At 56.4% G+C, this 25,309-nt stretch carries 17 protein-coding genes; 8 read left to right on the plus strand and 9 right to left on the minus strand.

Annotated features, from left to right (window positions below; genetic code table 11):
- Positions 1-59: 59 nt before the first annotated feature.
- The 5 genes from AB4850_RS19545 to AB4850_RS19565 all read right to left on the minus strand — a co-directional run bounded on the left by AB4850_RS19545 (position 60) and on the right by AB4850_RS19565 (position 4,402).
- Entirely contained in the window at positions 60-968 is a 909-nt protein-coding gene (locus AB4850_RS19545) for a hypothetical protein (RefSeq protein WP_414444652.1), read from the minus strand.
- Positions 965-1,891, minus strand: a complete 927-nt coding sequence (locus AB4850_RS19550) for a phage capsid protein (protein ID WP_414444653.1) — start codon at positions 1,889-1,891, stop codon at positions 965-967. The genes AB4850_RS19545 and AB4850_RS19550 overlap by 4 nt, the downstream gene beginning before the upstream one ends.
- Positions 1,892-1,926: 35 nt before the next feature.
- Positions 1,927-2,922 carry a YqaJ viral recombinase family protein gene (locus AB4850_RS19555; RefSeq protein ID WP_414444654.1) on the minus strand — a complete coding sequence of 332 codons (996 nt, stop codon included), beginning with the start codon at positions 2,920-2,922 and terminating at the stop codon, positions 1,927-1,929.
- Between the two features lie 72 nt (positions 2,923-2,994).
- Positions 2,995-3,960: a DUF932 domain-containing protein gene (locus AB4850_RS19560; protein WP_414444655.1), complete on the minus strand. Its 966-nt coding sequence runs from the start codon at positions 3,958-3,960 to the stop codon at positions 2,995-2,997.
- Positions 3,961-4,060: 100 nt separating this feature from the next.
- Positions 4,061-4,402, minus strand: a complete 342-nt coding sequence (locus AB4850_RS19565; RefSeq protein ID WP_414444656.1) for a hypothetical protein — start codon at positions 4,400-4,402, stop codon at positions 4,061-4,063.
- A gap of 1,066 nt (positions 4,403-5,468) precedes the next feature.
- Here AB4850_RS19565 and AB4850_RS19570 point away from each other — a divergent pair.
- From AB4850_RS19570 to AB4850_RS19580, 3 genes are read left to right on the plus strand one after another with little or no spacing between them, the layout of a single operon-like run.
- Positions 5,469-8,420 carry a type VI secretion system Vgr family protein gene (locus AB4850_RS19570; RefSeq protein ID WP_414444657.1) on the plus strand — a complete coding sequence of 984 codons (2,952 nt, stop codon included), beginning with the start codon at positions 5,469-5,471 and terminating at the stop codon, positions 8,418-8,420.
- Positions 8,420-10,867 (plus strand): phospholipase D-like domain-containing protein, encoded by a 2,448-nt coding sequence (locus AB4850_RS19575; protein ID WP_414444658.1) that lies wholly within the window; start codon positions 8,420-8,422, stop codon positions 10,865-10,867. The genes AB4850_RS19570 and AB4850_RS19575 overlap by 1 nt, the downstream gene beginning before the upstream one ends.
- Positions 10,867-11,889: a T6SS immunity protein Tli4 family protein gene (locus AB4850_RS19580; protein WP_414444659.1), complete on the plus strand. Its 1,023-nt coding sequence runs from the start codon at positions 10,867-10,869 to the stop codon at positions 11,887-11,889. Before AB4850_RS19575 ends, AB4850_RS19580 begins: the two co-directional genes overlap by 1 nt.
- 171 nt (positions 11,890-12,060) lie before the next feature.
- Here the strand turns inward: AB4850_RS19580 and AB4850_RS19585 are convergent, their stop codons facing one another.
- Entirely contained in the window at positions 12,061-12,708 is a 648-nt protein-coding gene (locus AB4850_RS19585) for an ATP-binding protein (protein ID WP_414444660.1), read from the minus strand.
- Positions 12,709-12,937: 229 nt separating this feature from the next.
- On the opposite strand from AB4850_RS19585, the gene AB4850_RS19590 reads away from it, so the two are divergent.
- Positions 12,938-13,978 carry an HNH endonuclease gene (locus AB4850_RS19590; RefSeq protein WP_414444661.1) on the plus strand — a complete coding sequence of 347 codons (1,041 nt, stop codon included), beginning with the start codon at positions 12,938-12,940 and terminating at the stop codon, positions 13,976-13,978.
- Positions 13,979-14,237: 259 nt separating this feature from the next.
- Here AB4850_RS19590 and AB4850_RS19595 read toward each other — a convergent pair whose 3' ends face one another.
- The 3 genes from AB4850_RS19595 to AB4850_RS19605 all read right to left on the minus strand — a co-directional run bounded on the left by AB4850_RS19595 (position 14,238) and on the right by AB4850_RS19605 (position 17,677).
- Entirely contained in the window at positions 14,238-16,187 is a 1,950-nt protein-coding gene (locus tag AB4850_RS19595) for a Z1 domain-containing protein (protein ID WP_414444662.1), read from the minus strand.
- Positions 16,184-16,624 carry a hypothetical protein gene (locus tag AB4850_RS19600; RefSeq protein WP_414444663.1) on the minus strand — a complete coding sequence of 147 codons (441 nt, stop codon included), beginning with the start codon at positions 16,622-16,624 and terminating at the stop codon, positions 16,184-16,186. The genes AB4850_RS19595 and AB4850_RS19600 overlap by 4 nt, the downstream gene beginning before the upstream one ends.
- Positions 16,625-16,945: 321 nt before the next feature.
- Complete coding sequence (locus AB4850_RS19605) at positions 16,946-17,677, minus strand: hypothetical protein (RefSeq protein WP_414444664.1); 732 nt, start codon at positions 17,675-17,677, stop codon at positions 16,946-16,948.
- 862 nt (positions 17,678-18,539) lie between these two features.
- Here AB4850_RS19605 and AB4850_RS19610 point away from each other — a divergent pair.
- The 4 genes from AB4850_RS19610 to AB4850_RS19625 are packed head-to-tail and all read left to right on the plus strand — an operon-like array spanning position 18,540 to position 25,154.
- Positions 18,540-19,613, plus strand: coding sequence for a DNA cytosine methyltransferase (locus tag AB4850_RS19610; RefSeq protein ID WP_414444665.1), 1,074 nt, complete (start codon positions 18,540-18,542; stop codon positions 19,611-19,613).
- A 16-nt stretch (positions 19,614-19,629) separates the two neighbouring features.
- Positions 19,630-22,656 (plus strand): ATP-binding protein, encoded by a 3,027-nt coding sequence (locus AB4850_RS19615; protein WP_414444666.1) that lies wholly within the window; start codon positions 19,630-19,632, stop codon positions 22,654-22,656.
- Positions 22,649-24,727: a response regulator receiver domain gene (locus AB4850_RS19620; RefSeq protein ID WP_414444667.1), complete on the plus strand. Its 2,079-nt coding sequence runs from the start codon at positions 22,649-22,651 to the stop codon at positions 24,725-24,727. The genes AB4850_RS19615 and AB4850_RS19620 overlap by 8 nt, the downstream gene beginning before the upstream one ends.
- 7 nt (positions 24,728-24,734) lie before the next feature.
- Positions 24,735-25,154, plus strand: a complete 420-nt coding sequence (locus tag AB4850_RS19625) for a very short patch repair endonuclease (RefSeq protein ID WP_414444668.1) — start codon at positions 24,735-24,737, stop codon at positions 25,152-25,154.
- Positions 25,155-25,309: the final 155 nt, after the last annotated feature.

A 25,309-nucleotide genomic window follows, 5' to 3' on the forward strand; every position in this document is an offset into this window, starting at 1 on the left:
GCATGGCATCAAGCGGTTACGGAAAGGGGGAGGAAAGTGCTGGGCGTGAGATCCAGCGCTTATGCCATCGTGTTGTGTTCGTCGATCTGACGGCGCAGTACGGCGGCTTTCGCCTGCGAGCAGCGCAAATGACGGCGGATGCCGGAAACTGTGGGCTTCACGAGGCCTGCCTGAACGTCCCGGATGAGCTTCGTGATTTCCGTTTCAGGTTCGAAGATGGCCAGCGGTTCGGGCACGGGCGGCGCGACTGGAGCGGCGGAGAGGATTGCGGTGGCCGGCGTGGCATCTCTGGCGGGTAACAGCGCAATCCACCACAGCAGACACGCCATGCCCTCGAGTACGGCGGCAAACACCAGTCCGGCCAGCAGATCGAGCTTCGTGCCCGCCGAGCCGAAGAGCGCAGCGAGACGTCCCGTGACCGGATCGGTACGCACGGCCTCGCGGCTTGTTTCGGCTCGATCCTCGATGGTCTGATCCCGCCGGATGTCAGCGGCTTCGGCGTCCAGCGCATCGAGTTGCGCCGCCAGTCCGGCACGACGCCCGCGCAGTACCTGGCAGTCGCTGAAGCAACGACGGGCGTTGTCACGAGCCAGTTGCGCCGTGACCGATGCGCGATCCGCCATGACTGCGATGAGGCTCCGGTGCGGCAGAGCATCGATGACTGGCAAGGCGGCTACCCGGATGTCGCCGGCGTGGGACTGCGACATCAGGAAGAATGTCGCATGGCCGAAAGACGCCGCCGCCATGCAGCCACACCAGAGCAGTACACCCGTCCTGCGCACGGCAGGCGGAGCGGATCGACACAGCGCTGGCAGCAGATGGGCGCCGCTGACCAGCACGATGCCAAGCGCAATCCACACGAGCCGTTCCGATAGCCACCCGCCACGCTGCCAGCCGGCCAGTACCGACATGCAGACGGCCGTACTGGTTGACACGACCGCCAGAGCGAGCGCGATTAGGCGGATCATGCGGCTTTCTCACCGAGTAACGCGGCGCGCTGGTCGAGGCGACCTTTCAGGCTGGACGTGACGGTTGTTGCCGTCGCCCGGGTATCGTCATGACCGCCATCGTGACTTCCATCGTTACCGGATTCGGGTGGATAGAACTCTGCTGCGACCGCCGCGCTTTCCTCTATACTCTCCTCGAACGCGCCATTACTGAAGCCGGCACGCGCAGCGGCATCGAGCGCCATCTGGTCGAAACCTGCCGCGCGGCGACGCGTATCCAGCTCGCGCGCTTCGGTGATCGCCGCTTCGAGCGTGTGGCCGGGACGCACGCCGAGATCCACGTAATAGATCGCGCTCCGGTAGCTCTGTGTGGTCGACTTGCCACGCAGCTTCAGTTCGAGCGGCAGGCACGCCAGCAGATTGCCCGATACTGCCGAGAAGTAATGCAGTCGGGCAGCGAGCGTGCGGATCGAGTTAAAGCTCGTGGTTCTGAACAGAAAGCCTTCCATTTCGCCGCTGTCGCCGATCAGCACGTTTAGCCGGCCATAGGGCTTGCAGGCACCGCCCTGGCCGAACGCGCAGGTATCCGGCGAAGGGCATGGCAGTTCTTCGACGCCAGCATCCGTCGCACGCCGGCATGTCTTGCCGTTGCCGACGCAGACTGGTCGCCCCGTATCGCGGTCGAAGCACGAATACTCTGCGCGCAGATTCAGGTCGGGATCGTTGAACATGAGGCGCACGGGAATCGCGCGCAGCTTGCCGGTGGTGGCCTTGCGCAATTCTTCGTTGAGCGGGTGCAGCATCCATTCACCCCGCTGCTGAACCTGCGTGGTGATGGTGAACTGGTCGTCTTTCTCTGGCAGGCGCTTGCCGTTCTTCTCGACAACGCGCCCGATGGAAATACGACCAACAACTGGCGGCGTAAGTGCAAGTCCTTTGAGCATGACACATCTCCTGGATGTAAACAGTGGTGAAGCAATCAGGTCGAAACGAGAAACCGGCGCGTGCCCGGCTTCGTAGTCGCGTACTGCGCGGCAAGCTCGGGATGGTCGGCCAGCAGTTGCTTGAGGTCGACGCCCGTGCCGTCCTTGCTTCGTTTGAACGAGACCGACCCCGTCTCGAACTGCGCCCGGTCTGCCTCTCGCATGGCCTGCGCGATGGTCTGTTTCAGGTGGGCTTCGATAGTCTGTCGGGACTCGATCTCGGCTCGCACGGACACCAGATCGGCAAACGTGGCCGACAGTGCACGGTCATCCGTGAAATTGACCGTGCCGCCCGTGCCCGGATACAGGCAACGTAGCGCGCGATCTGCTGAGTCAGAACCGTCAGCCGGGGGCGGCGTGTCGGTTTCAACGTACTGCCAGAATGCGGCTTCGAGTTCGATCAGGCGAGCGATCAGCGCGTCGTCGCGCTTGATGCGATGTACGTCGAGCTTCTGGCCGCAGAGCAGCACGGCCACGTCGACCGCCTGCTTGCCAGACACGGCGAGCTGATGCTGAACCTGCAACTGCACGTATTCGGGCACGCCGTCACGCCAGAGCCGCGCGCCGAATTCGCCGGCCGTCTTGCATTCGAGAATCTGCACTTCTCGCATGCCGACGACTTCGCGGTCGAGATTGGCGAGCATCCACGGGATCGTCGGGTGCCGGAGCACGGCATTGATGCGCCTGACGCGATTGCCGGTCTGCTTTGTGTAGGATGCGGCAACAATCGGTTCGAGTAGCGTGCCCCAGTACACCGGTTCGGTCGTATCGTCGGGATTGGGTTTTGGCAGGTTCGCGTCCCGGCCTGTTTTCTCCAGCCACAGTTCGAGCTGCGATTTGTACGGATTGAGCCCCACAGCAGCGGCTGCGTCACTGCCACCTATCCCGTTTCTTCTCACCTCAAGCCAGTCTGCGCGCGAGAGCGATTTCGTGTCGACAAGCCTCAGTGCAGGCCGATGCCGGTCGCGTCCGAGCGATTCAGGCAACGTCATTTGTCACCTCCTGAAATAACGATGCCCGGCTGGACCCATGCCAGCCGGGCATCAATGAGTCATGGGTTGGCGTCATGCGATCAACCGGATCGCTTCGTCCCAGGCTTTCTGCTTGAGCGTTGCGCCCGTTCCGAACCACGCGGCATCGCGTCGGTGGTCATCGCTGCGCGCGCGGCGGTGATGATCGGCAAATTCCGTGATGGCGTTCACCAGTCCCCAGGCAGTGCCGGATGCCGAGGCCAAGGTCGCGCCCATACCCTTGCCGGTATAGAGCGCTTGCACGGCCTTGATCGCGGACTCATTGGTGGCGGGCATAAGCTGGCCGGCGCCGACCGGGTAGGTCAGCACGCGACGGAAGAAGGTTTCGGCGGCGGTGTCGTTGACTTTGCAGTCAGACAAGGCTTTCATGCGAGCCATAAAGCCATCCCAGCTAGAGATCGCGATGCCGAGCTGGCGCTTCACCGCCTGCGCGTCGAATTGCGAACGATGTGGCACCTTGATCACGCCCGAACTGTCGCCGAGCGCAATCGAGAGCGTGTTGTTGCAGACCACCCGAACGGAGGTGAACTGTGCAGTGGTCGCCAGCGTGCCGTCACATGCCGTCGCCAGCAGCAGATAGCCGTTTACCGTGTCTTTGCCCTTGAGCGCCACCGACTGACCGGTACGAGCCAGCGCCCAGAGCTTCTTGCCGTCCTTGAGGACGCCAGCGGTTTCGAGTTCGAAGCCGCCGACTTCGGTGAGGTCCCGATAGAATTCGAGCACGTCGCGTGGCTGCACCACCTGATAGCGCGACGAGACGACGGACAGCGGGGCCTTCGTGTCCGAGCGGTACAGCACTTTCTGTTCAGGGAACGCGTGGATCGAGCCGAGGTTGGTGCCGGCGTTGCCCGATACATAGCGCACGTCGGCGGATTCGATCTGCCAGTCCATGCCAGCTTGCCTGGCCCAGACTTCGATCGGTTGCTTCGGTGCGAGCGGGTTGCCGAGGCCGTGCCACGGGGTTTCGCCGGCATACGCCATGGTTTGTACCAAATGCATGGAAAATCTCCTGATAGGGAATGCGCAACAGAAAACAAAATGCCTACAGCCCCGAAGGGCTGTAGGCATTGAGCAGGTAAGGGTAGGCAGTCAGGGCGCGTCAACGATCAGACGGCTTGCTGAAGGTATGGCCGCAATCCAGGCATTCGAAGTTGTCGAGCACATGAACGTCGATGTGCTCGCCGACGGCGGAACCTGCCGCACAGCCCGCGGCGCCTCCGAGCAGCGCGCCCATCAGGGCACCGGCTAATCCGCCGAAGATCGAACCAACAGGTCCGGCTACCATACCGAGCACGGCGCCGGCCTCAGCACCACCGAGCGCGGCGGCGGCACTGCCGGCAGCACCGGCGGCGGCCCCGACGGCTCCGCCGGCTTTACGGGCATAGTCTCGAGTCGTGACGCGCTGCGAGCCGCAGCGGGCACAAGAAAGCGAATGTGTCATATATCAACCTCATGAAGATTCAGGGCAAACGGATTTGCCCAGGCATTCCGAATGGATGCTCTCTAAGGTGATATATTGGCCAAATATTCTTGAATTCTTGGGATTGTTAATATGTCCTCTAATGTTAATCGGCTTTGGGAAATGTCGATGACAACGAGCCCCAGAATTGTTTGAGTATTTTCCGTCGCGTAGGCCATCAGTTTGAAGGAGGCATCACTGGCGGAAGGTCGCAGCGAGACACGTGCGTTTCCGAACATCTCTGCCGTTCATTGCCACGAACCCAAAGCCGTTGGCTTTCTCAAGGATGGCAGAAAATTTTGGGACTGTCGGATTGTGTGTGGCTGAACAGCTACGCGCGCTGGCGTTAAATGAGATTGACGGCGCATGGGGCGTGGCCTGTAGTGGATGATCCGTACAGAGGAGTTTCCCGCTCGTTGGTGAATAAGTAGCTTTGAGGGTACTGTCGATCTGACCTGTCGATTCCTATAATGAGCTTGCCCATATGGCTCGGTTACTATCTTGCATCTTGAAATTGTAAGAGTTTGCTTGCAAAGAATCTTTGAGTTCTCTGTTTTGATATGATTTTGGGTGTCGGACCAGAATTTCCAGAATTCGTCCTCGGATGGTCCGATTTTTGAGGGCCCGGCAGGCCTCTCTCAGTCTTTCGCCGGGCTTCTTTCTTTGAGGTGATGCACGAATCGTGCACTTCGGATGAGGTTTCTTGAGAGAAATTCACCTGCTGTAAAGAAAAGGTTGTGTTACCCGTAAATCGTTGCTGGCGGTTCTCGTCGGTGGAGAGGGGCACGTTTTGTCAGAAATCTCCCGTCAATGCTTTCTAGAGCTATTGGCTCGTGTTCAAGTCGCCGTTGATTGAAATATCATAGCGGCAAGTTTCGATCGTTGGTCCGATGTTGTAATCGCTTGCAGCGGACCGTGACAGCGTTCGACACCCAGAGGATAGCCACGACCGGCCCTAGTCGCTATCCTCGCCGATACATGTAACGGGCAGCCGTCCCGGTGAGAGAGCGTCCTGCGGGGCACGACATGAACAAGAACTAGACAGCACATGAACTTGACCGATTTGATTCAGGCGCTTCGCGGCGGGCTGATCCAGCAAGATCGTCTACTGAAGACGGACGTTCCGTCACTGCCCGACAACGCGCTCGTGCCACGCCGCGCCGTGACCTATTCGGAGCTTGAGCGAGACTTCGGTGTCACGATCGACATGGTGTCGACGGCAAGCGACATTGAACTGAAAACGCTGATTGCGCAGCCGATGACGCTGTGGATTCAGCAAGCGGACAAGTCCTACTTGCCGATCAACGGCTACATTCATACGGCCCGCCGACTCGGCGCGGAGGGCAGCCAAGCAAGCTATCAATTGGCTTTCGCCTCGTGGATGCACTTCCTGAGGTTCCGTCGCGACATGCGGTATTGGCAGGATCAAAGTGTCGACGCCATCATGACGGATGTGTTCAATGCCCATCCGCAGGCGAGCGGGCAGTTCCAGTTTGCGCTGTCGAAGCCGTTGCCGTCTCGTTCTTATTGCCGCCAGAGCGAATCTGACTGGGATTTTGTCCATCGCCTGATGGAAGAAGAAGGGCTCTTTGGCTTCTGGAGGCAGGGCAAGGACGGCAAGTCACATACGCTGGTCGTGACCGATGACGTTCATTCGCTCGACGAGATATCGGGCAATCCTGTTGGGTTTTACAGATCCGGCACGGGCAGCGAGGCGGACGCGTTCACGCAGTGGTCGGGTTCGCGGACATTGCAGAGCTCGGTGCATACGACGCGTACGTTCGATTACAAAGCACCGTCTTCCATCGCCAACCCCAAAGGCACCACCCTGCCCACCATGGCGGGGCAGGGCAATCTGCCGGAGCAGACGGAGGTCTACGAATACACTGGCGCCTACACGTACGGCCGCCAGGATCGCGGAGAACATCTATCCAAGATCCGCTTGGAAGAATGGGAGTCACGCGCGAAGCGGTTCTTTGCGGCAGGCGGCGTGCGCGGCATTGACGCAGGATTACGGTTTGAATTGAGCGGTCATCCGGAGCACGATCGCGATCCTGCCGGTCAGCGCGAGTTCGCGGCGATCAAGGTTTGGCGCTACATCGAGAACAATCTGCCGCTGTCGGATCACGAAACCAGCTTTCCGCATAGCTTGCAAACCGAGCTGGCACAAGCGAAGGCCGGGTACTCAGGCGCGTCGATTACGCACGACGACGGCTCGGCGGGATTCTATCTAGTGGAAGTCGAGGCGCAGCGCACCACTGTGCCGTACCGCAGCCCGTTCGAACACAAGAAGCCCAAGATGCACATGGAGACAGCGATCGTCGTCGGGCCTCAAGGGGAGGAGGTGTACACGGACGAACTGAACCGGGTGAAGGTGATGTTTGTCTGGGACCGGCAGAATCCAGGAGACGCGGGCGCGTCATGTTGGGTTCGGGTTGCGCAGTCAGACACGGGCGATGGTTACGGCGGAGTCCATATTCCGCGCGTTGGCGAAGAGGTCTTGATCGGCTATGTTGGCGGAGATTGCGATCGACCGATCGTGCTCCACCGCGTCTACAACGGCTCGGTAAAGCCGCAGTGGCACAGCAACGGCATCCTGTCGGGCCATCGCTCCAAGGAATACGGTGGCAGCGGCTACAACCAGATGGTGATGGACGACGCGACGGGCCAGAATCGCGTCCAGCTGATGAGCAGCAGTGCGAGCAGCCTGCTGCATCTCGGCTATTTGATTGACCACAGTGGCAACTCGCGCGGTGCTTATCTCGGTAGTGGCTTCGATCTGCGTACCGACGATTATGGTGCGGTGCGTGCGAGTCAGGGCTTGTACATCACCACTCATCCCAAGGCGGCCAACAGCCAGCCGCTTGACGTGAAAGAAACGCAGCAGCAGCTCGTCAATGCCGAGAGCATCGTCGAGTCGCTCTCGGAAGTGAGCGTGCAGCACCAGGCCGAAAGCTTGCAAGACGCCCACGACGCGATGCGTGCGCTGAACGATGCGACTAAGAACAGCGTGAACGGTGCGCTTGGCGCTGGGGGCAATACGGCAGGAGGCGGGACTGGCAGCGCCAATGCGTTCCAGCAGCCGGTGATGGTGTTCGGCAGCCCGGCTTCAATCGGCTTGTCGTCGCAGCAATCGGTGCACGTTGCAGCAAGCCAGCACGTGAATCTGGTGAGCGGGCAGAGCACACACGTTGCTACAGGCAAGTCGTTGATCGCAAGCGTTGCCGAAAAGCTCAGTCTGTTCGTGCAGAACGCGGGCATGAAACTGTTTGCAGCCAAGGGGAAAGTGGAAATCCAAGCCCACTCGGACGATATCGAACTAACCGCGCAGAAGACGGTGAAACTACTGTCAGCAACGGAAAAGATTGAAACGGCCGCCAAGCAAGAAATCCTTCTGACATCCGGTGGTGCATACATTCGCATCAAAGACGGCAACATCGAAATTCATGCACCGGGCAAGATCGATATCAAGGGTGCACAGCATTCGTTTAACGGACCGGTGCGCAAGAACTATCCGTTGCCCAACTGGCCGCAACCCGAAACGCAAGGGCCGGTCAAATTCAACATGCTTCTCGCTGACACACCTGGCCCTGACGGATACCCTCATATCAACACTGCATGGCGGATGGTCTCGGCACCCACGGCGGATGAAGCGCTGATGTCCTCGGACTCGATCCTGACCGGCCGAAGCGACACCAGCGGCAAACTGGCTCTTTCCGACGCCGACGAGAAAACGCTGCACGAGGCATATAACAAAACGCCGGGGCAGGTATGGCTCGTCTACGCCGGACAGGTACGCTCGCTGTCGCTCAGCCGTGAATCGGGCGACTGGTCCGAGAGCGATAAATTCTACGAAGCCATCGACGCGATGGGCTACAGCGACCAACCGTTTTCCGCTCAACAAACCGACGTGGACCAATCCTTCGCTCAATGGGCGCGGCAAGAGTTAAAGGTCAATGACGGAGATGGTGTGCTGGGCAAATTGAAAGGAGATGCGTGATGGCCGACGTTGTCGCCCGTGAAACCCCGACAGACAAGCTCTTTAACGATGACGTCCTGTCGCTCAGACAAATCGTCGACAAGGCGGGCGCCGCGTACAAGGCATTCGCGACGGAGAACGTGTGGGTAGGCGTCGGGCAGCCTTTTTCCCTGCCTCGAACCGGGAATGCACTAAAAGCCTTTACCACGGGCAAAGCGTATTTCAGCGATCTCGCGTCCGCCATTCAAGCCGCTGCTCACACGGTCTACATTGCCGGATGGCAAGTGAACTGGGACGCTGAACTTGCACAAGGCGTGCGTCTCTTCGATGTTCTGCTGAAGGCGGTAAAAGGCAATCCGCAGCTCAAGGTTTATGTCATGCCTTGGATGCATTCGCCACCGGTGCAAACCTACGACAATCAGACCAAATCGGTTCTCGAGGCCATCAACGAGATTGTCGGGCGCACGTGCGTGTGGGTCACGCTCGCCTCGTCCCTCGCCGACGACGACAGGAGTTTCTTCAGCCATCACCAGAAACTCGTCGCGATTGACGGAAAGACGGCTTTCATTGGCGGCATGGATCTGGCGTACGGACGTTTCGACGATGCGACCTACGACCTCAAGGCGAATGCCGAAAATCGGCAGGCTTTGAATCGTTACAACGGCTGCATTCCTCACCTCGGACATGTGCCGAAGGAAAGTCTTATCGATCCGGATTTGTTGACGGGCGCACTGGATAGCCATCCGACCTTATGGGGATTTTTGCCATCCAATCGTGAGGATACGCTCAAGAAGATCGAGGCCGGCGGTTACCAGATTGCGTACGGAGATGAAACCCCGTATGTGTCCGCTACGACTCACCCAACCGGCCTGCCGTCCAATGACAGTACACTCGACGCCAGCAGGCAACCCCGCATGCCTTGGCAGGATGTCCATTTTCGTATTGATGGCCCGTCGGCAAGCGATGTGGCGCGCAACTTCGTCGTGCGCTGGAATAGCGAAGGCGGAGCCAAACATGCACGCCTGGATTTGCCGCCCGAGCCGGCAGTGCAGCCCGGTGGATGCAAGGTTCAGGTGCTGAGAAGCGCGCCAGCCGGAATGCGCCTGGCTGAATTCAATGGCTTGCACGGTATCGACAAGGCTTCCCAATCGCCGCCTGACGGCAAGCAATGTGAAATTGCGCTAGCGATGCGCAATCTCATCACCAAGGCCACATCTTTTATCTATATCGAGAATCAATTTTTCGTCTCGGGGTTTGGCACAGACCATACCAACCCCGATACCACTACGGGCGACGTCGCGTCGTCACAGCCGCTATCCGGACCTGGAGCACAGGTCAAGGGGAAAGGATTCAGCGAGTGGGCAACCCGGAGAAGTTCAAAACATCCGGAAGAAGCGCCCAAGAATTTCATCTGCGAAGCGTTGGGGCATCGGATCGGCCGGACTATTATGTCCGGTGTGAAGGAGCATTTTCACGTCATCATTACCCTGCCGGTGCATCCGGAGGGCATGCTGAATAACGAAAGCATCATGACGCAGGTTCACTGGACGATGCAGTCGCTCGTGTTCGGCACCTTCAGTCTATTGAATCGCGTTCGACGCTTTCTTAAAGCCAAGGAGCTGCGCGACCAGAAAGCCTCGGACTGGAACAAGGTGTTGAACGATCCCCACGACAAGCGATATGAAGACATCGCCATCGAAAAATGTCGCGACTACGTGACCCTGTTGAATCTGCGAAACTGGATCAAGCTGGGTGAGCGTTATGTGACGGAACAGATATACGTCCATACCAAGATGATGGTCGTGGACGATCTGTTTGCGCTGGTCGGCAGTGCAAATATCAATGACCGTAGTCTGCTGGGCTCGCGCGATTCTGAAATCGCCGTTCTGGTTGCCGATAGTGCAATGGAGAAACACGACATTGATGGAAGTGGCCACGTCAAGGTAACGCGGACATTTGCGCGGAATCTGCGGCAGGAAGTCTGGAAAAAATTGTTTGGAATTACGGGTAACGTCCGGCCGGCGCATCAGCTGATAGGTGCGATCAATCAGCCTGCTAATCCAGCGAGCTGGAAGATGATACAGACGGTGGCAGACGCAAATCAGAAGTTATATGAAGCGGCGTTTGCCTTTATTCCGCGCAATCGGGCGTTGGCAGATTCGCCAGACGAGCAAGGCGATTTCGCGTCTATCTGGCCGACATGGAATCCGGAGACAAAATCGACCGGGGGCAAGATGCCTTTCGACGACGCTTTCTGGGCGAAGCCGCAGCACGAGAAGGCCGCAGCCAATTTGTCCCAGCTGACGGGATTCATTGTCTCCCTGCCTATCGAGTGGACGAGGGGCGAGAACAACAACCTGGGTTTTGCCACGTCGCTTGTTGCGGAGAATTACCAGATGCCAAAGCCGAACGCTTATGAACAGGATGCGTCGGCGGCCGATGCGAACAAGGGCGGAGAACTTGGCTGATGAGACAGTTTAGAAGTCGCTGGAATTTGATCGCACTTGCGTCGTTGCCATGTGCCATCCAATCGGTGTCGTCTCCCGCCATGGCGGATGCACTTCATGAATGTGTCGGCCGCTATGAATTGACGATTCCTGGCGATGCCGATGTTGCGCTGACCATGCCCGCCGCGTTCGTGAAGCCCCAGGAAAATCCAATCCGGTTTCCCGACGATCAACCGGCTGTTCACTCGGTTTTTATTTATGACGGTACCTTCCGGATAACCGGATCGATGTCGCATGCCGACTTCGGCTTGACCCTGAGCGGAATCAAGGCGCGGGTGGCGTCGAGCGATGAGAACGGCAGGTTCGAGTTGATGCCAGCGGGACGGCCAGACGCACTTGCCTGGGCGGGCAATCGTGCGGCCGGGTTCTACCTTTATGAGAATGGTCGGGCAATCAGCTTTCGGGAATCATCGTCGGACCCTTCGTTGGCGAAGCAACGTACTCAAGCAGTGCTAAAGGGTCTTTCCGCCAGAAATGCCGACGAAATTCCGAAAACCGATGGTGTATGCCTGCCGGGCATGTTCGTTGCCGATAACGGGAATGACTCGGCCCGCAAAGTGGGCGTAACGTTTCGTTTGAAGAGTCATCCCGACGTCACGATTTTTTTTCTTGACGAGAAAGCGTTGGCAGAGGATCCCAAGCTGACGTCTAAACAGAAAAGCGAGTTTGTGTGGGGTTATGAATACGGAATCGGCAAGAGGATCAAGCTTGTTGGTGCCGCGCCTTATCGGACCGTCGAGCTAGATGGCCGGGAGGGTGTTGAGACATCGGCAATCATCACGCGCGATGACGGTTCGACAGATTATGGGTATCTCGCTACGGTGCAAGGAGATTTTAATGCACCGGTTGATACGCCTAATCTGCTTCTTTTGGTCGAGAGAAATGCGAAATATGCAAAGGGGAATGCCCCTGTGACGGCAGACGAGCTTGCTCTGATAGCGAAGGATATTGCGTCGTCGATAAAACGGCGGTCGACTCAATAGTGGGAGAATGTTGGGGCCGGTGTGGATGGCGACGGTGCCGGTCGTTGGCAAAGTCCGGCTGTGAAGGAGTCGGTGCGGATTTCGGTGATGGTGATCAGCCGTTTCGGCGAACGTGATCAGTCTGGAAGGTGGTGTTGCGCGGTCAATGGATTATAGCGAAGGTGATCACGATCAGGATGCGGAGGACTGCTTGGCGTTGGTCTTCCGCATCGATTCGCCCTTCAACGGTAGCTTGTGGGCCTGATGGACGAGCCGGTCGAGGATCGCGTCGGCGAGCGTCGGGTCCTGCAGCCAAGCGTGCCAGTGTTCCAATGGCAGTTGGCTGGTAATGATAGTGGAGCGCGTGCCAACGCGATCGTCGAGCACTTCGAGCAGATCGTTTCGGGCACTCTGATCGAGGTCCTGCAGGCCCCAGTCGTCGAGCAGGAGGACGTCCATCTTGGCGAGCCGCCGCGTGAAGCTGCCGTCGCCGTGCGCGATCTTCAATTCCTCGAATAGCCGGGCAACGCGGACGTACATCACGGAGAAGCCTTGTCGGCAGGCCTGCTGACCGAACGCGCACGCAATCCACGTCTTGCCTGCTCCGGTCGGTCCCGTCAGGATGTAGTGCTCGAGTGCAACGTTCTTTTGTTCTTCAGAGTACTTCGGCTTTGCGCGAACATACTCCTTCTGCAAATCGCCATGCCTCTCAAATTCTTCGCACCATGCCTTGAGAGAATTCTTCGTCGGGTAACCCAACTGACGGATCGTCGCCTTGATGCGCTTACCGAGCTTCAGGTACAGCTCGACCGCACGAACGCGGTCTTCGTATGAATACATGGACTACCTCCAAAGTAGTCCAAGATTTTGTCCGCATCCCCTCCGATCCCGCGGCGTTAGAGTTGCGAGGCGTCCGGGTCGCTCGAGCTGCTTAGCGCCGACTGCTTTGTGATTCAAACCGGCTGCGGGCAATGAGAAAATGAAGATGTGGCAAACGAATAAGCGGTGTGTCGAGTCCCAGCTGGGGATTGCTGGATCAGACGAGGAAACCATCTAAGGAAAAATGAGAATGCTAAAATCTCCTCGGGCGTGGTCTTTACTCGCGTTGAGCGATGAAAGGCGGCAGTACGGCGGGAATACAGGTTACGGCGACCAGCTCACGAGCGTCTATCGCTACGACGCCGCAGTACAAAATCATAAGCAGCTTGCGGAAGGGGACCTGGTACTGATCAGGGACTCCGATCACCTCGTGGGTCTTGCGCAGATCGAAAAGATCACCTCGTCGACGGTTAGCAAGATGCGTCAACGCTGTCCAGCGTGTGGCAAAGTGACTATCAAGCTCCGCAAAAATTCGACGCCCCCGTGGCGATGCAGCGTCGGGCATGAGTTCGAAGTACCAACCTCGGAAACTATTTCTCTGGTCGGCTATGAAGCCCGTTACGGGCAAACGTTCGTTGCTACCCCGGGTGCGATTCCAATCGCCGATATCAAGGCGGCGGCGAGGCGGCCCAGTGACCAACTCTCGATCGAAGAAATCGACGTTTCAAGTCTGGAGGAGCGTTTGAGCCAGACGTTTCCGCAAACACGTGAGTTAATTGCTCGGTTTTCGGCTAGCTGCACACTGGGGCAGATGGATGCGGTCAAACCTGTCGAAGAAACGTCGAAGGGGGAGGCCACGTCGTTTATTGCGTCCATGTGCGACAGTCGAGAGAGCATACTCCGGGCGATCAAGGTGAGGCGTGGACAGCGTACGTTTCGCGACAAGCTCATCAAGCGCTACGGCGGTCGCTGTGTCGTGTCGGGGTGTAGCGTTCTTGACATCCTTGAGGCCGCCCACATCAGCCCATACCTTGGTGTCGCAGACAATCATGCGCAAAACGGATTGCTGTTGAGAGCCGATCTTCATACCCTGTTCGATTTGAACTTGATGGCGATCGAGCCAGACAGCCTTGTTGTCAAGTTTCACCCCAAGGTCCGTGCCGATGGATACGCACAGTTCGACGGCACGGCGCTTCAATTCGATGAGCACTCGATGCCTGCAGCAGAGCCCATTACCCGACGGTGGGGTGTATTTTTGAAAGGGTTGGAGCAGACGCCGGGGTCACAGTAAGCTGCTTAAAGTCACGTCCGGCCGACTGCTGCGAGGAAAGAATCGAGATGGCGCTGGCCTGACCTCTTGACGTGCGAGTAGCTTACTTCTCACTGGGTACGATCTCCACTGCCGGTCGTCCGCGGCGCGGCGGCATCGACAAGGGCGATGCGGTCAGTTGCTACGATTGAAAAGAATGCTTGCACAACAGGCGTCGGCTAACATGCGTTTTTAATAGGCTCGTGAATGACCGATATTCTTGCGCCGAAACGAGAGCGTGTCAGATAGCGAAGGCGAGCGCGTAGCGACCGGATGGGAAACGGATCTGGGGCCACCAGGAGGCCTGATGCTTGCCGTAAGCTTTTGTCCGTATCATGAACACCGTCAAGCGGTCATTTGGCACGGTAAGTGCTTCCCCTCCGGTCAAGACGCCTTGTGTCTCGCGTCGTCTCTCGCGCAGATCGCGGTCCCGATCGACATAGACGTAGCCCACGTCATGCTCCAGAATTTCGGCGCATTGTTCGAGCGACTCAGAGACTGCGAGGGGATTCCATACGCGCTCGGAGCTTTCCGGGTCCGGGGCGGTCAGCCTGATGAGTTCCTTTATATCGGCGATTGGGAACGTGGCGTGGCTTTTGTTCGCAATGCCAGACAGTAACTTGTCCAGCTTTGGCGTATGCTTGGCCCCGGCGTCGTCTCGTAGGACTTGAGCAGGATTGTAGGTGCCGCCGCCTGTATAGACACCGACGGCGCCGGGGACCAATACGTTTCGTCGCGTCGCCTGGAGGCCGTTTGCCAGATAAACGCCGCGGAATTCTTCGCCAGAGTTCTCTGCTATGAGGTTCCGCAGGCTGCGCTCCATCTCGTTAATGGCACGGAAAACGACGTGCAATTCGGGCGGCAACCAGAGTCGAAGCAATCCGATATCTTTGCGGCGATAGCCGTACATGCGTGCATGCTGGAGCACTGTATCTGCCTGCGGTGTGCGCGGATGGCGCCCGTAGTAACTCACGAGCAAGTTCTTGATGGTGACGCCGCGCCCAAGCTTGTTGCCCCCGACGAACAGGTTGTAGGGCGCATGCAAGGCGACGTCCTCATCGGTTTCGCCATTCACAAGCTTGACGGTGATGCCCGGTGAAAGGAATTCGATTTTCTCAAGCAGTCGATCAAAATTCGCTGTTGCCAACTGTTTGTGAGTGCCCGCGAGATCCTCGAAAGCCTTGCGCAGGCGCGCGATGAGTTTGGCGTTCTTCGCCTTCAGCCCGGACGCCAGGTCCGCCTTGTAAATGCGTAACAGGTCGACGATGTGCTTGTGGTCACTAGTCCGCGTGCTCACATGGCACAGGAACGCGCATTTCTGATCAGGGCTTGCTTCGCGTTTGAATGTCGCGCCGATCATGAAGGTGTCCAGTGCCGACAACAACGAAACGGGTATCTGACTGCCCGGCGAAGGCTGCGATCCGGCGGACAGAGTCGTGAGATCCGTCAGGGGAAACTCGCGAACGAGTTCGGCACCGTGCTTCGAGAAAAAATCGTCGCCGCCGACGTAGTCGATGCCGGGGTGGCTTAGTACGGTGAACTTAGGTCGAAACGCATGCTTGCCCTCTTGAAGAAATAGAGCTCCGGGAGTGGCCGTCACCTGCAGGTAGGTGTTCTTGTCGAAGAACCCGCGCAGTTCCTCTATCTGACCATTAATCCTGCTACGCGTACCGTCATTCTTGCGAGCCTTGGTGTTTAAGCTTGCTTGATCTGCTTCGTCATCAATAACCAGGCATGAAAGTCCGCGGAGGCCAGCGCCCTTGAAGTTTTCGATCAACGTATTCAGGATACTGCCGTTCTTCGTCACCACGATGGCGCAGGTGCCTCGCTTGACACGCTGAAGAAAAGCATCGTTGTCACGCAGGTCCGCTTTTCCGAGGATGTCCATGCCTGGAAACGCTTCTTGAATTCGCCCTCGCGTCTGTTCGTATAACGGGTCAATGTCGGATGTCAGAACAATGAGTGTGCGGTATCCCTCGTCCGCACCCATCGCGCCGGTCACAGTTAATACGCCGGTCTTGCCACTTTGTACGAGGCCGTAGATCAGGCCGTTCGTCTGCTCCTTACCGCCGCTCAACGGGTTGACCCACTTACCGACAACCTCCCGTGCCGTCTGGGCGATATCATCGACTTCGTGTCCGTTACTCACCTGCTGGCGCAGCAGGTTGAGTATCTCGTCGGTATGCTTCATCGTGCCTTATCTCCCCGTCTACGTAGAAGGTTGGACCAGTCGGCCGGCGCAACCTTGCCCGGCAAGGTGCCATCGGGACCACTGATTTCGAAACGTTCGCGGTGGTTGCGGCGACAAGATACACCAAGCGCCGCGTCCCGCATTGACGCGATGCAGGCATAATCGCTATACGGCAGTGCAGCAATGCCGTCCGCTCCGCAAATTAAGCCAATCACCAGCGGCATCATCTCTGACCGCGCGTGGAGAAGGCGTTGCTCTTCTGGCACAAACGTGAAGTTCCACGGACTGCGCTTGGCAGTGGAATACTTTAAATGGACCTGCAGCACCCCGTCAAAGACGAACAACGGCGGAGCGTAGGCGACACTCGTACTGTTCGATCCGCGAATGAGTTGATGAAGGGCAGCGCCTTCGTAAAACTCCTGCTTCTGAATTGGCATTGGGTGCCTTTTTCCAGCGAGTGAGTAGTCTCGGTACGGCGGCCAAACCAAACGGGACGAACACGCTGGCACAGGAAGGTTGCTCTCTTGCATTCTGACTGAGCACAACTAGTGATGCCCCCACACTTGTTGGTTCGTCCTGCTCACAGGCTGCGCTGCATAGTATCGCTGCTTGCTGGTGTCTCTACTTCCCGAGCCGCGGCGACCGGATGGCACTGAGTCCGATCAAATTTTCTTACGCCGTGCCGATCTGATGCCATACAGGCAACGGGCGCAACCTCGATATCCTGGCGAAAGGCTCGCGGGGCGCTGCCGGTCTGGCTAAAGGCACCATATGACCTCGCACGCCAGATACTCACTGATGACTAGCTTTATTCTGACCGCATCGCCATAGTCGATGGCATGATAGCGGTACCGTCCGTCCTGTACATCCACCCAGTCATTAATTAGCAAATCAACCGCTTTCTTTTCGTCATTACCGGACTGAAGTGTGAACTGAGCAACAAGCCATCGCTGCATTCCGCGAGACCCGATCTCTCCGTAGCTCTCAACGACCTGACTTGACTCAAATTCGTCCCGTTGCGCATCATCCATTAATGCTAGAGGATACCACCAAACAGAGGATGGTTCATGTCTACAAGGCTGACTCAACTCATACGCGGCGTGCCCTCTGGCCAACTTGACGACGATGTTTTTGATTCTTTCTGGTTCAATTGCGAATTGGACTTGACCATCCACACAAGTCTTCGCGGCCTCAATTCTGGCGCGTAATGCTGGCGTGCGGCTCAAAATGTTCGCCACCCCGGAGCGTTTTATGCTGTTCGGTTCAGTGGACCCGGTGATCACTGATTCGACGAGGCATGCCAAGTATTCTTCGTCCAATGAAAAACCGTTATTGCAGGCCCTACATGCCCCGATAACCGGGAGGTTCTCGGGAAAAGGCGCGTCCAAAAACACTCGTGACGGAACATGTTCACGGGTATTATCGAGGCCGCCACAGTAGATGCATCCGACAATTAGGCGGTCATCTGCGAAGTTCTTTAATTGATCCAATTGTGTCTCCACCGACTTGGCCGAGCAGAAATCACCATTTGATAGCTGTGGTATTCGACGCATTCGTCGGATCTGATTCCGAAACGTCAGCGACGCGCGAATAGAACGACCGTATGATAGCGTACAATTGCGTCCGCGTCATGCTCAAACGCCCACAGGCTGTTTCACTTGCCAACGTCTCCCCACAAAATGGCAGCAAAGCCTGTTGTAAATAGCTTATATCTATTTAATATTATAATTTCATAGTAATCTTCGGCTGCAGCAGCGAGCGCCATAGCGTTGCCGCGATGTCCTATCTAGACGCAGTTGTTGACACGGCCATGGGTTTGGGCGATCGGCGGCCCTGCTGTGTCTACCGATAGGATGGTTCCCGCTGACCAAGGTAAATTGGGGAGTGGGACCGTCTGCCGAGCAATTGACATGCTTTCAATATTATTTCGGGTCAAATCATCAGGTCGCGGGTTGAATCGAGAAGCGGTCAGGCCGAGCGGTCCGATGGGCTGGCATTACGCACGTTTCGAGCGCGCTGGCGCGGTGGTTCAACGAGGCGCCTGCCGATGGGCGTTCCGGAAGGTGCGGACAAGTGCGGAAGCATGGCCGCTAAGTTGGCTAATGTCGCGTTCGTGCCGGAGCCGGGAGCAGGGAAGTCTGCGGTCGGACAAGCCTCCGATAGGGCTATCGAGCCGAGTTCGGACGGATGGCCAGGTAGTTGAAGCGCGTCTAATGGCAGCAGGCTCTTGACGCTCCATCTATGCCCGCTCTGCGCTAGAATAGCATGCTAAAAATCAGATCACGATGCCGTCAGTGCGTCCGCATTGACGCTTTTTCGTGATCGAAAGACGGCTCTTTTACAAGAATTTCGATGGCAAAACGGATACTCAATTGTGTTGACCTTTTTGCGGGGGCAGGGGGGTTTTCGCTCGCCGCTCGCGAAGCTGGCCTGCGGGTCGAGGCCGCGGTCGAACTTAATCCTAAAGCCTGCGATACCTATCGCACCAACCTTGTTCGTCCGAACGGCGCGAAGCTTTACGAAGAAAATATCTTGTCATTTGATCCGAGTGAGTTGACGGCAGCGCATTTCTCTGAAGGAAAAGAATGCGACGTCGTCCTCGGAGGGCCTCCCTGCCAAGGCTTTTCTGTTCACCGAATTAATGACGCGGGTGTCGACGATCCGAGAAATAGGCTTATCCATCGATACTTTGAATATGTTCAGGAACTCCGTCCCAAAGTATTTTTGATGGAGAATGTCCCGGGCATTCTTTGGGATCGGCATAAAAAGTTTCTTCTAGACTTCTACAAGATGGGCGCGGAGGCTGGCTATAACTTAGCTGAACCGGCAGTAATCGATGCACGTGATTACGGTGTTCCTCAACGGCGAAAACGCGTGTTCGTTCTTGGTATCCGGGATGACATAACGCTCGATCTGGAATGGCCTCCGAAGCGAACCCATGGCGACAAAAAGGATCGTGCTCGCGATCTGTCGTTGGCGGCATGGGTGCCTGCTGCAGAGATATTCAGAAAGCCAGTCGCGAAGGACGATCCAAATGACGTGCATATGCAGCACAGTCAGGAAATTGTGGACGCATTCAAGTCAACGCCCCCAAATGGTGGTAGCCGGAAGGATTCCAATCGCATACTTGCATGCCACGCCGATCACGATGGTCATAAAGACGTATACGGGAGGATTGACCCGCGTGAGCCTGGACCTACCATGACAACGGCTTGTATCAATCCGTCGAAAGGGAGGTTCGTTCATCCGACCCAGCACCATGGAATCACTGTTCGACAGGCTGCGCGGTTTCAGACGTTTCCCGATAGTTTTGTGTTTATGGGTGGACTAATGGCAGCGGGGCAGCAGATCGGGAATGCTGTTCCCGTAGAACTCGGAAAAATTCTCCTGAATTCGATAAGACGAGCACTGAACGCAGTCATTTAAAGGCATAGAACGACAAATGATAACCGCCGTCGCGTTTCAAACCCGGGCTAGGACGATCGATCATCTCGGTCGCGAACAGATTGCGGACTGTCCGACCGCAATTACCGAGCTCTGGAAGAACGCTTTTGACGCCTATGCGCGCTCCGTGGAGTTACACATATTTGATGGCGATATCTGTACGGCCGCCTTGGTAGACGACGGTCACGGGATGTCTCGTGAAGAATTCGAGCAGAAGTGGCTCGTGGTTGGTACAGAATCGAAGGCTACTAACTCAGATGTGCCGGCAGCGGACCGGAACGGGCTGGGGATCCGGCAGCGGCAAGGGCAAAAAGGAATCGGGCGGCTTTCGGCAGCGGCGCTGGGTCCGCTGATGCTGCTCGTCTCAAAACGAAGCAATACTCCGTTCGTCGCGTCGCTAATTGACTGGAGATTGTTCGAGAACCCGTTCCTTTTCCTCAACGACATCCGGATTCCCGTTGTTGAGTTCGCAACGAAAGACGAACTTCACACGCTATTGCCCCGGATGTTCGACAGGCTGATGGGAAACATATGGGGAGACGGCGAGGACTCTGACCGCACATTGCGGTTGACGCGTGCGTGGGCTCAGCTGGACGCACTTGAGCAGAACACGAATCGGTCGCCGTCGACGCGCGAGGCAGTTGAGACTGTCCTTATCGATGCGAATTTTACGGATCGTCAATTGGAGCGATGGCCGGTTTGGTCCGGCGAATCCGAACACGGAACCGCAATGCTGGTTGCCGATGCCGCGTTTGATCTTCAGGCGCAGCTTCACACAAACATAGCCCGCTCAGATGAGCAAGCTGCTGAGCAAGCGCGCATGCGTTTCAGCCGCACTCTCATCAACTTCACCGATCCGTTTTCTGGGAATGCCGAATCATCAGCGGATGCATCGCCGGAGATCAAGGTCGATGATTTAGACGATTCCGGGCAAGATATTTTGCCGGAAGACCGGTTCAGATATTCATGCACGGCATGGGAGGGCAGTTTCCCACGGCATATCGTGTCGGACGAGAAAATATTCTCTCTGCATGATCTGATGCAGCTTGAGCACGTGCTGGACGGCGAAGTTGACGAACTCGGTACTTTCCGAGGCAGAGTAAAGGCGTTTGGACGCTGGCTGGACAATACTGTCACCATTACCGCCCCTTTCTCGGTACCCACGAGAAGTGATGCTCGGGTCGGCGCATTCACCGTGCGGGTTGGTACGTTTGAGCAAGTTGCGTCAAGTTCTACGCACGAGGCGGCTGTTCACGAAAAACTCGTCGAACAGGCGCAACGATACTCCGGTTTTATGGTTTATCGTAATGGTTTGCGTGTTCTACCGTATGGACGTGAAGATAACGATTTCTTCGAAATTGAGCATCGGAGGGGGCGAAATGCCGGTCGAGAGTTCTGGTCAATACGACGGATCTTCGGGCGCGTGTCTCTCTCTCGATACACGAATCCAAACCTCAAAGATAAGGCGGGGCGCGAGGGGTTTATCGACAACAAGGCAGCAAAGGTTTTTCGCGATCTTGTTATTAACACGTTGATGCAGACAGCGAGACACCATTTCGGTACCTCATCCTCGCTTCGTCAGGAGATCCTCCCGCAGATCCAGGCCGATCGCGCAAAGCAGCGAGCCGAGGAGGAGCAAAAGAAGGTCCGAACGCGAAAACGCAAAGAATTCCGGAAAAACTTGGACATGTTCCTTCCGGAAATTAAAGTGATTCGTGCGCAGCTCGAAGAGCTCGCGACGCTCGCGAAGCACGAAAATCTGCCTAAGGACGAATCGAGTCTGCTCGCAATGCGCAGCACGCTGGAGGATCTGAAAAATCGGCAGGCCGAAATGTCGCTTGGCTCGGCACCGTCGAAGTTAGGTTCTCTTGAGGAAAGCTACAAGGAGTATCGCTCCAATGCTGCGAGGGTTAGTGATCTTACGGCGCGTCTGCGGGATACGCTTAGCGTAGCAATCGACACGGTTAAGCCAAAGTCCTCGCATGATATTGCTTATGCCGAATTGAGCAGGAACGCTGCATTCCTTCAGGGTCGTTTGCGTAAATGGTCGGCGGAAGCGAAGCAGCTTCTCAGTGCGGAGATGAGCCGACTGGGGAACCTCCTGGACGAACGGAACAAGGCATACCACGCTGCTGCGCTGCCGTTTCTGGCCAGTCTGGATTCCGGGGATTCAACGCTGACTGAAACGCTGAGAAAGCTTGAGTTTGAGAAAGAGCGGCACGACACGGACAATTCGGAGAAGTTTGAGGCGTACATCTCTACGTTGAAGAATCTTCAGGATGACGTGAACGTAGAGAATCTCGTAAATTTCGCGCTAAATGAGTCGGCTTCGACGCGAGAAGAGATCCAGCGCCTTAACGCGCTAGCACAGTTAGGAATTACGGTTGAAATTATTGGGCACGAAATCGAAGGCTTTGACGGCGCGATCGCGGACGGGCTTCGACGCCTGCCCGAGGAGTTAAGAGGGACGGCAGCCTATCAAGCTATTAAGACGGGGCATGAGTCACTCTCTGACCGTCTGAGATTCCTATCACCCCTCAAGCTTTCAGGCGACCGGTCCAGTAAATGGATTTCTGGGTACGAAATAGCTGAGTTTTTAAGAAGTTTGCTTGGGTCGACGTTTCTGGAAAACGGCATAGTACTCGAGGTGACCAAAGAGTTTGAGCATTTTTCGGTTTATGATCAATTTGCACGCGTGATGCCCGTGTTTGTGAATATAGTAAATAATGCAATTTACTGGGTTTCACGTATCCCCTCCGGCGAGCGGCGCATTCAACTGAGCGTGTCTGATGAGACTGTTCTGATCGCGGATACAGGGCCTGGTGTAGACAAGGAGGACGAGAACAATTTGTTCTCGTTGTTCTTCACGCGAAAGATTCGCGGAGGGCGCGGTGTGGGTTTGTATTTGAGCCGTGCAAACCTCGCTGCCGGCGGACACGCCATTTTTTACGTTGTCGATCAAAATACTAAGAAGTTGCCTGGTGCTAACTTCGCTATCAAATTCAACGGGGCTAAGTATGAGTGAAGCGCTGGAGCAGGAATACGGGAATCTCGTTCGCGAGGTGTACATCGCTCCGATTCGAAGTGTGATCGTTGTCGACGATGATTTCCCCACGTTGGATGGTCTGCTTGCAGCACAGTCCCTCGAAACAACGAATTCTGCAAAGGCGCAAGCCGTCGAAGCGATGAATCCTGCAGAAACGCAAGCCCCAGGCTCGGTTAAGAGTGCCGCAGGCGAAAGTGGCACAGTTCCTCAAGCGTCACGACACGTGGATGCCGGAAAAGCGGAGAGGGAAAAAGTAAAAAAGGAATTGCGCCAAGAGGAAGTGGAGCGCGTCCGGCAACTGGTTGAACTCTGCCGAAATCGACCGCGGCCCTGGTTGGTCGACGTGCATGACGGCAAGGAGGTCAATGCAGAAGACGAACTGAAAATCGCTCCGTACCTTCACCACAGCGATTTGATGATCCTGGATTATCACCTTCTCGGGGTTGACCAGGGAGGGGACAGAGCTATCGGAATTATGCGAAAGCTTGCGGAGAATGATCACTTCAACCTTGTCATCGTGTACACACGAGGTTATGAGGGAAATATTCAAACCGTTTTTGACGAAATCGTTACCGGCCTGGTTCATCGCCAAAGGCAGGGGATTGACGACGCGCTGAAGGAGGCGCTCCAACCGTTGATTAACGAGTGGGAGGATGAGACTGGCGAAGATGTATCGGCCACATTGAGCCACCTGGTTGATCGCAAGGAATATCTCGAAGAGCTGCGAACCCCAGGCTGGATCATGATGAATACGGCCCTGCGAGGTCGGATTGTCGACTTGATTCGCACCTGTCCCCCGGATATCAAGAAGCAGGTTAAAGAAATTGGCGAGGGGAGCAACGTCAGGCAGGTGCGCATTGAACCAAAGACGCTTGTGGCTTGGGCATTAGCGTCGCGCCATTCCGTTATGGCGGCGGGGATGTCGCCTGTATCCCTCGGTCAAGTCGCATTCGATTTTGCGGACGATGTAAACTGGATTCGTACTAAGAGTCTCTTTGTAACGGTGGTGAACAAACACCAAGAGCCTGCCAAACTCGTCGACGTTCTGGAGCGAGCCTTGAATGCGTGGTGTCCGGTTCCTCACCAGCTGCTGATGAGCAAGATGCGCGCGCAAATGGATGAGCGGGGGGTGATCGCGGAAGGCGAGGTTCTAACCGATAAGTTCGTGCAGACTGGTTGGCTCATGGAAACTGTGGACGGACACGGCGATCGTGACCGTGCAGTGCGTCATTCGGTTGACCGCCATTGGGAGGCCTTGGGCGACAAAATGAGGGCTGACATCGAGCCGTTTGCTCACCGGCTTTTTCACAATCTGCAACAACGAGGAAAGGAAGACGTCTTTAAGCGCTTTGGCGTAAAGGATGTCAAGCCGGACAGTAGCGAGGTGTTCACCCATCTCAACTACTTCTACAGTACAAAACCTGTTGATAGATCCCATCTGACGACAGGTCATGTTCTGGAATTGCAATCACCGGAGCGGGATACTGGCCCGCAGTATTGGGTTTGTCTGTCGCCTGCGTGTGATCTGGTTCCGGGCCAAAAGACCGGCGGATGGCGAGCGCGTTTAGGCAACTATTTGCCTTTCATCGCTGTTTCCCTGATGAAAGTTAGTGCCGAAACGGCATTGGGCCGAATAAACGAAAATGCGTTCCTGTTTATCAGAACGAGTGGTGGAATAGAGGCGTTCACTTTTTATCCAAATGCTGAACCTACGAATGTTCCTTCGTGGGAGCAAATGTTCGCCGCGGATGCGGGACGGTTTATTGAAGGCGATACGACTATCAAGATAGGACGGACTCGGGACGACCAAGACAACCTTCAAATTGTCAATCACATTGCAAAGGTTGTTTGCCAGCTACGGTACGAGTACGCCCTGAATCTTCTACAGCGACTGGGTGGCTCTATGTCTCGTATTGGGTTGGATTTCAGAAAGCAGGCACAAGTCGGCAGTGCTGTGCAAATCGTGCCCGCTGCAGTGAACACCGCTGGTGAAGCTGTGGCGAACTCGCCGGTCATGACAGTCGCTACCGGCGATAACGCGGCTGCCTAGGCGGGCTGTGATCGACACCGTTTCCCGGGACCAGCGATCAAGGAATATGGCCGCTGTTTCCAACAAGGACACTCTCCCCGAGATTTTGGTGCGGCGTGCGTTGCATCGCCTCGGGTATCGGTTCCGATTGCATCGGAGTGATTTGCCCGGAACGCCCGATATCGTATTGCCGAAGTACAAGCTTTGTATCTTCGTCCATGGGTGTTTCTGGCATCGCCACGCGGGTTGTAAGCGGGCAAGCACGCCGTCAACCAACGTGGAATTCTGGAAGCGGAAGTTCGAGAACAACGTTAATAGGGATGCCGCGACGGTTGATCGTTTGACCAAGATGGGATGGCGCGTCGAGGTGATTTGGACATGTCAGACGTCGCGATCGGAAGACCTGATGAAAGTACTAAATGGATGTCTCTCAGGCACCAAACCTTGATTATGTGTATTGGTTTGACCGTGTCTTGCGGTGGCCGGACATGAAGTCATACACTGAGCAGAAGCAAGTCATCGTACGGTTGTGGTACCGCGCGCGTTGCGTTTCGCGACATCGCGTTCGGGCACTTCTCTGAAGGCGAGGGCTTGAGTGCGTCG

It is taken from the genome of Burkholderia sp. 22PA0106, assembly GCF_047497155.1.
Classification (GTDB): Bacteria; Pseudomonadota; Gammaproteobacteria; order Burkholderiales; family Burkholderiaceae; genus Burkholderia.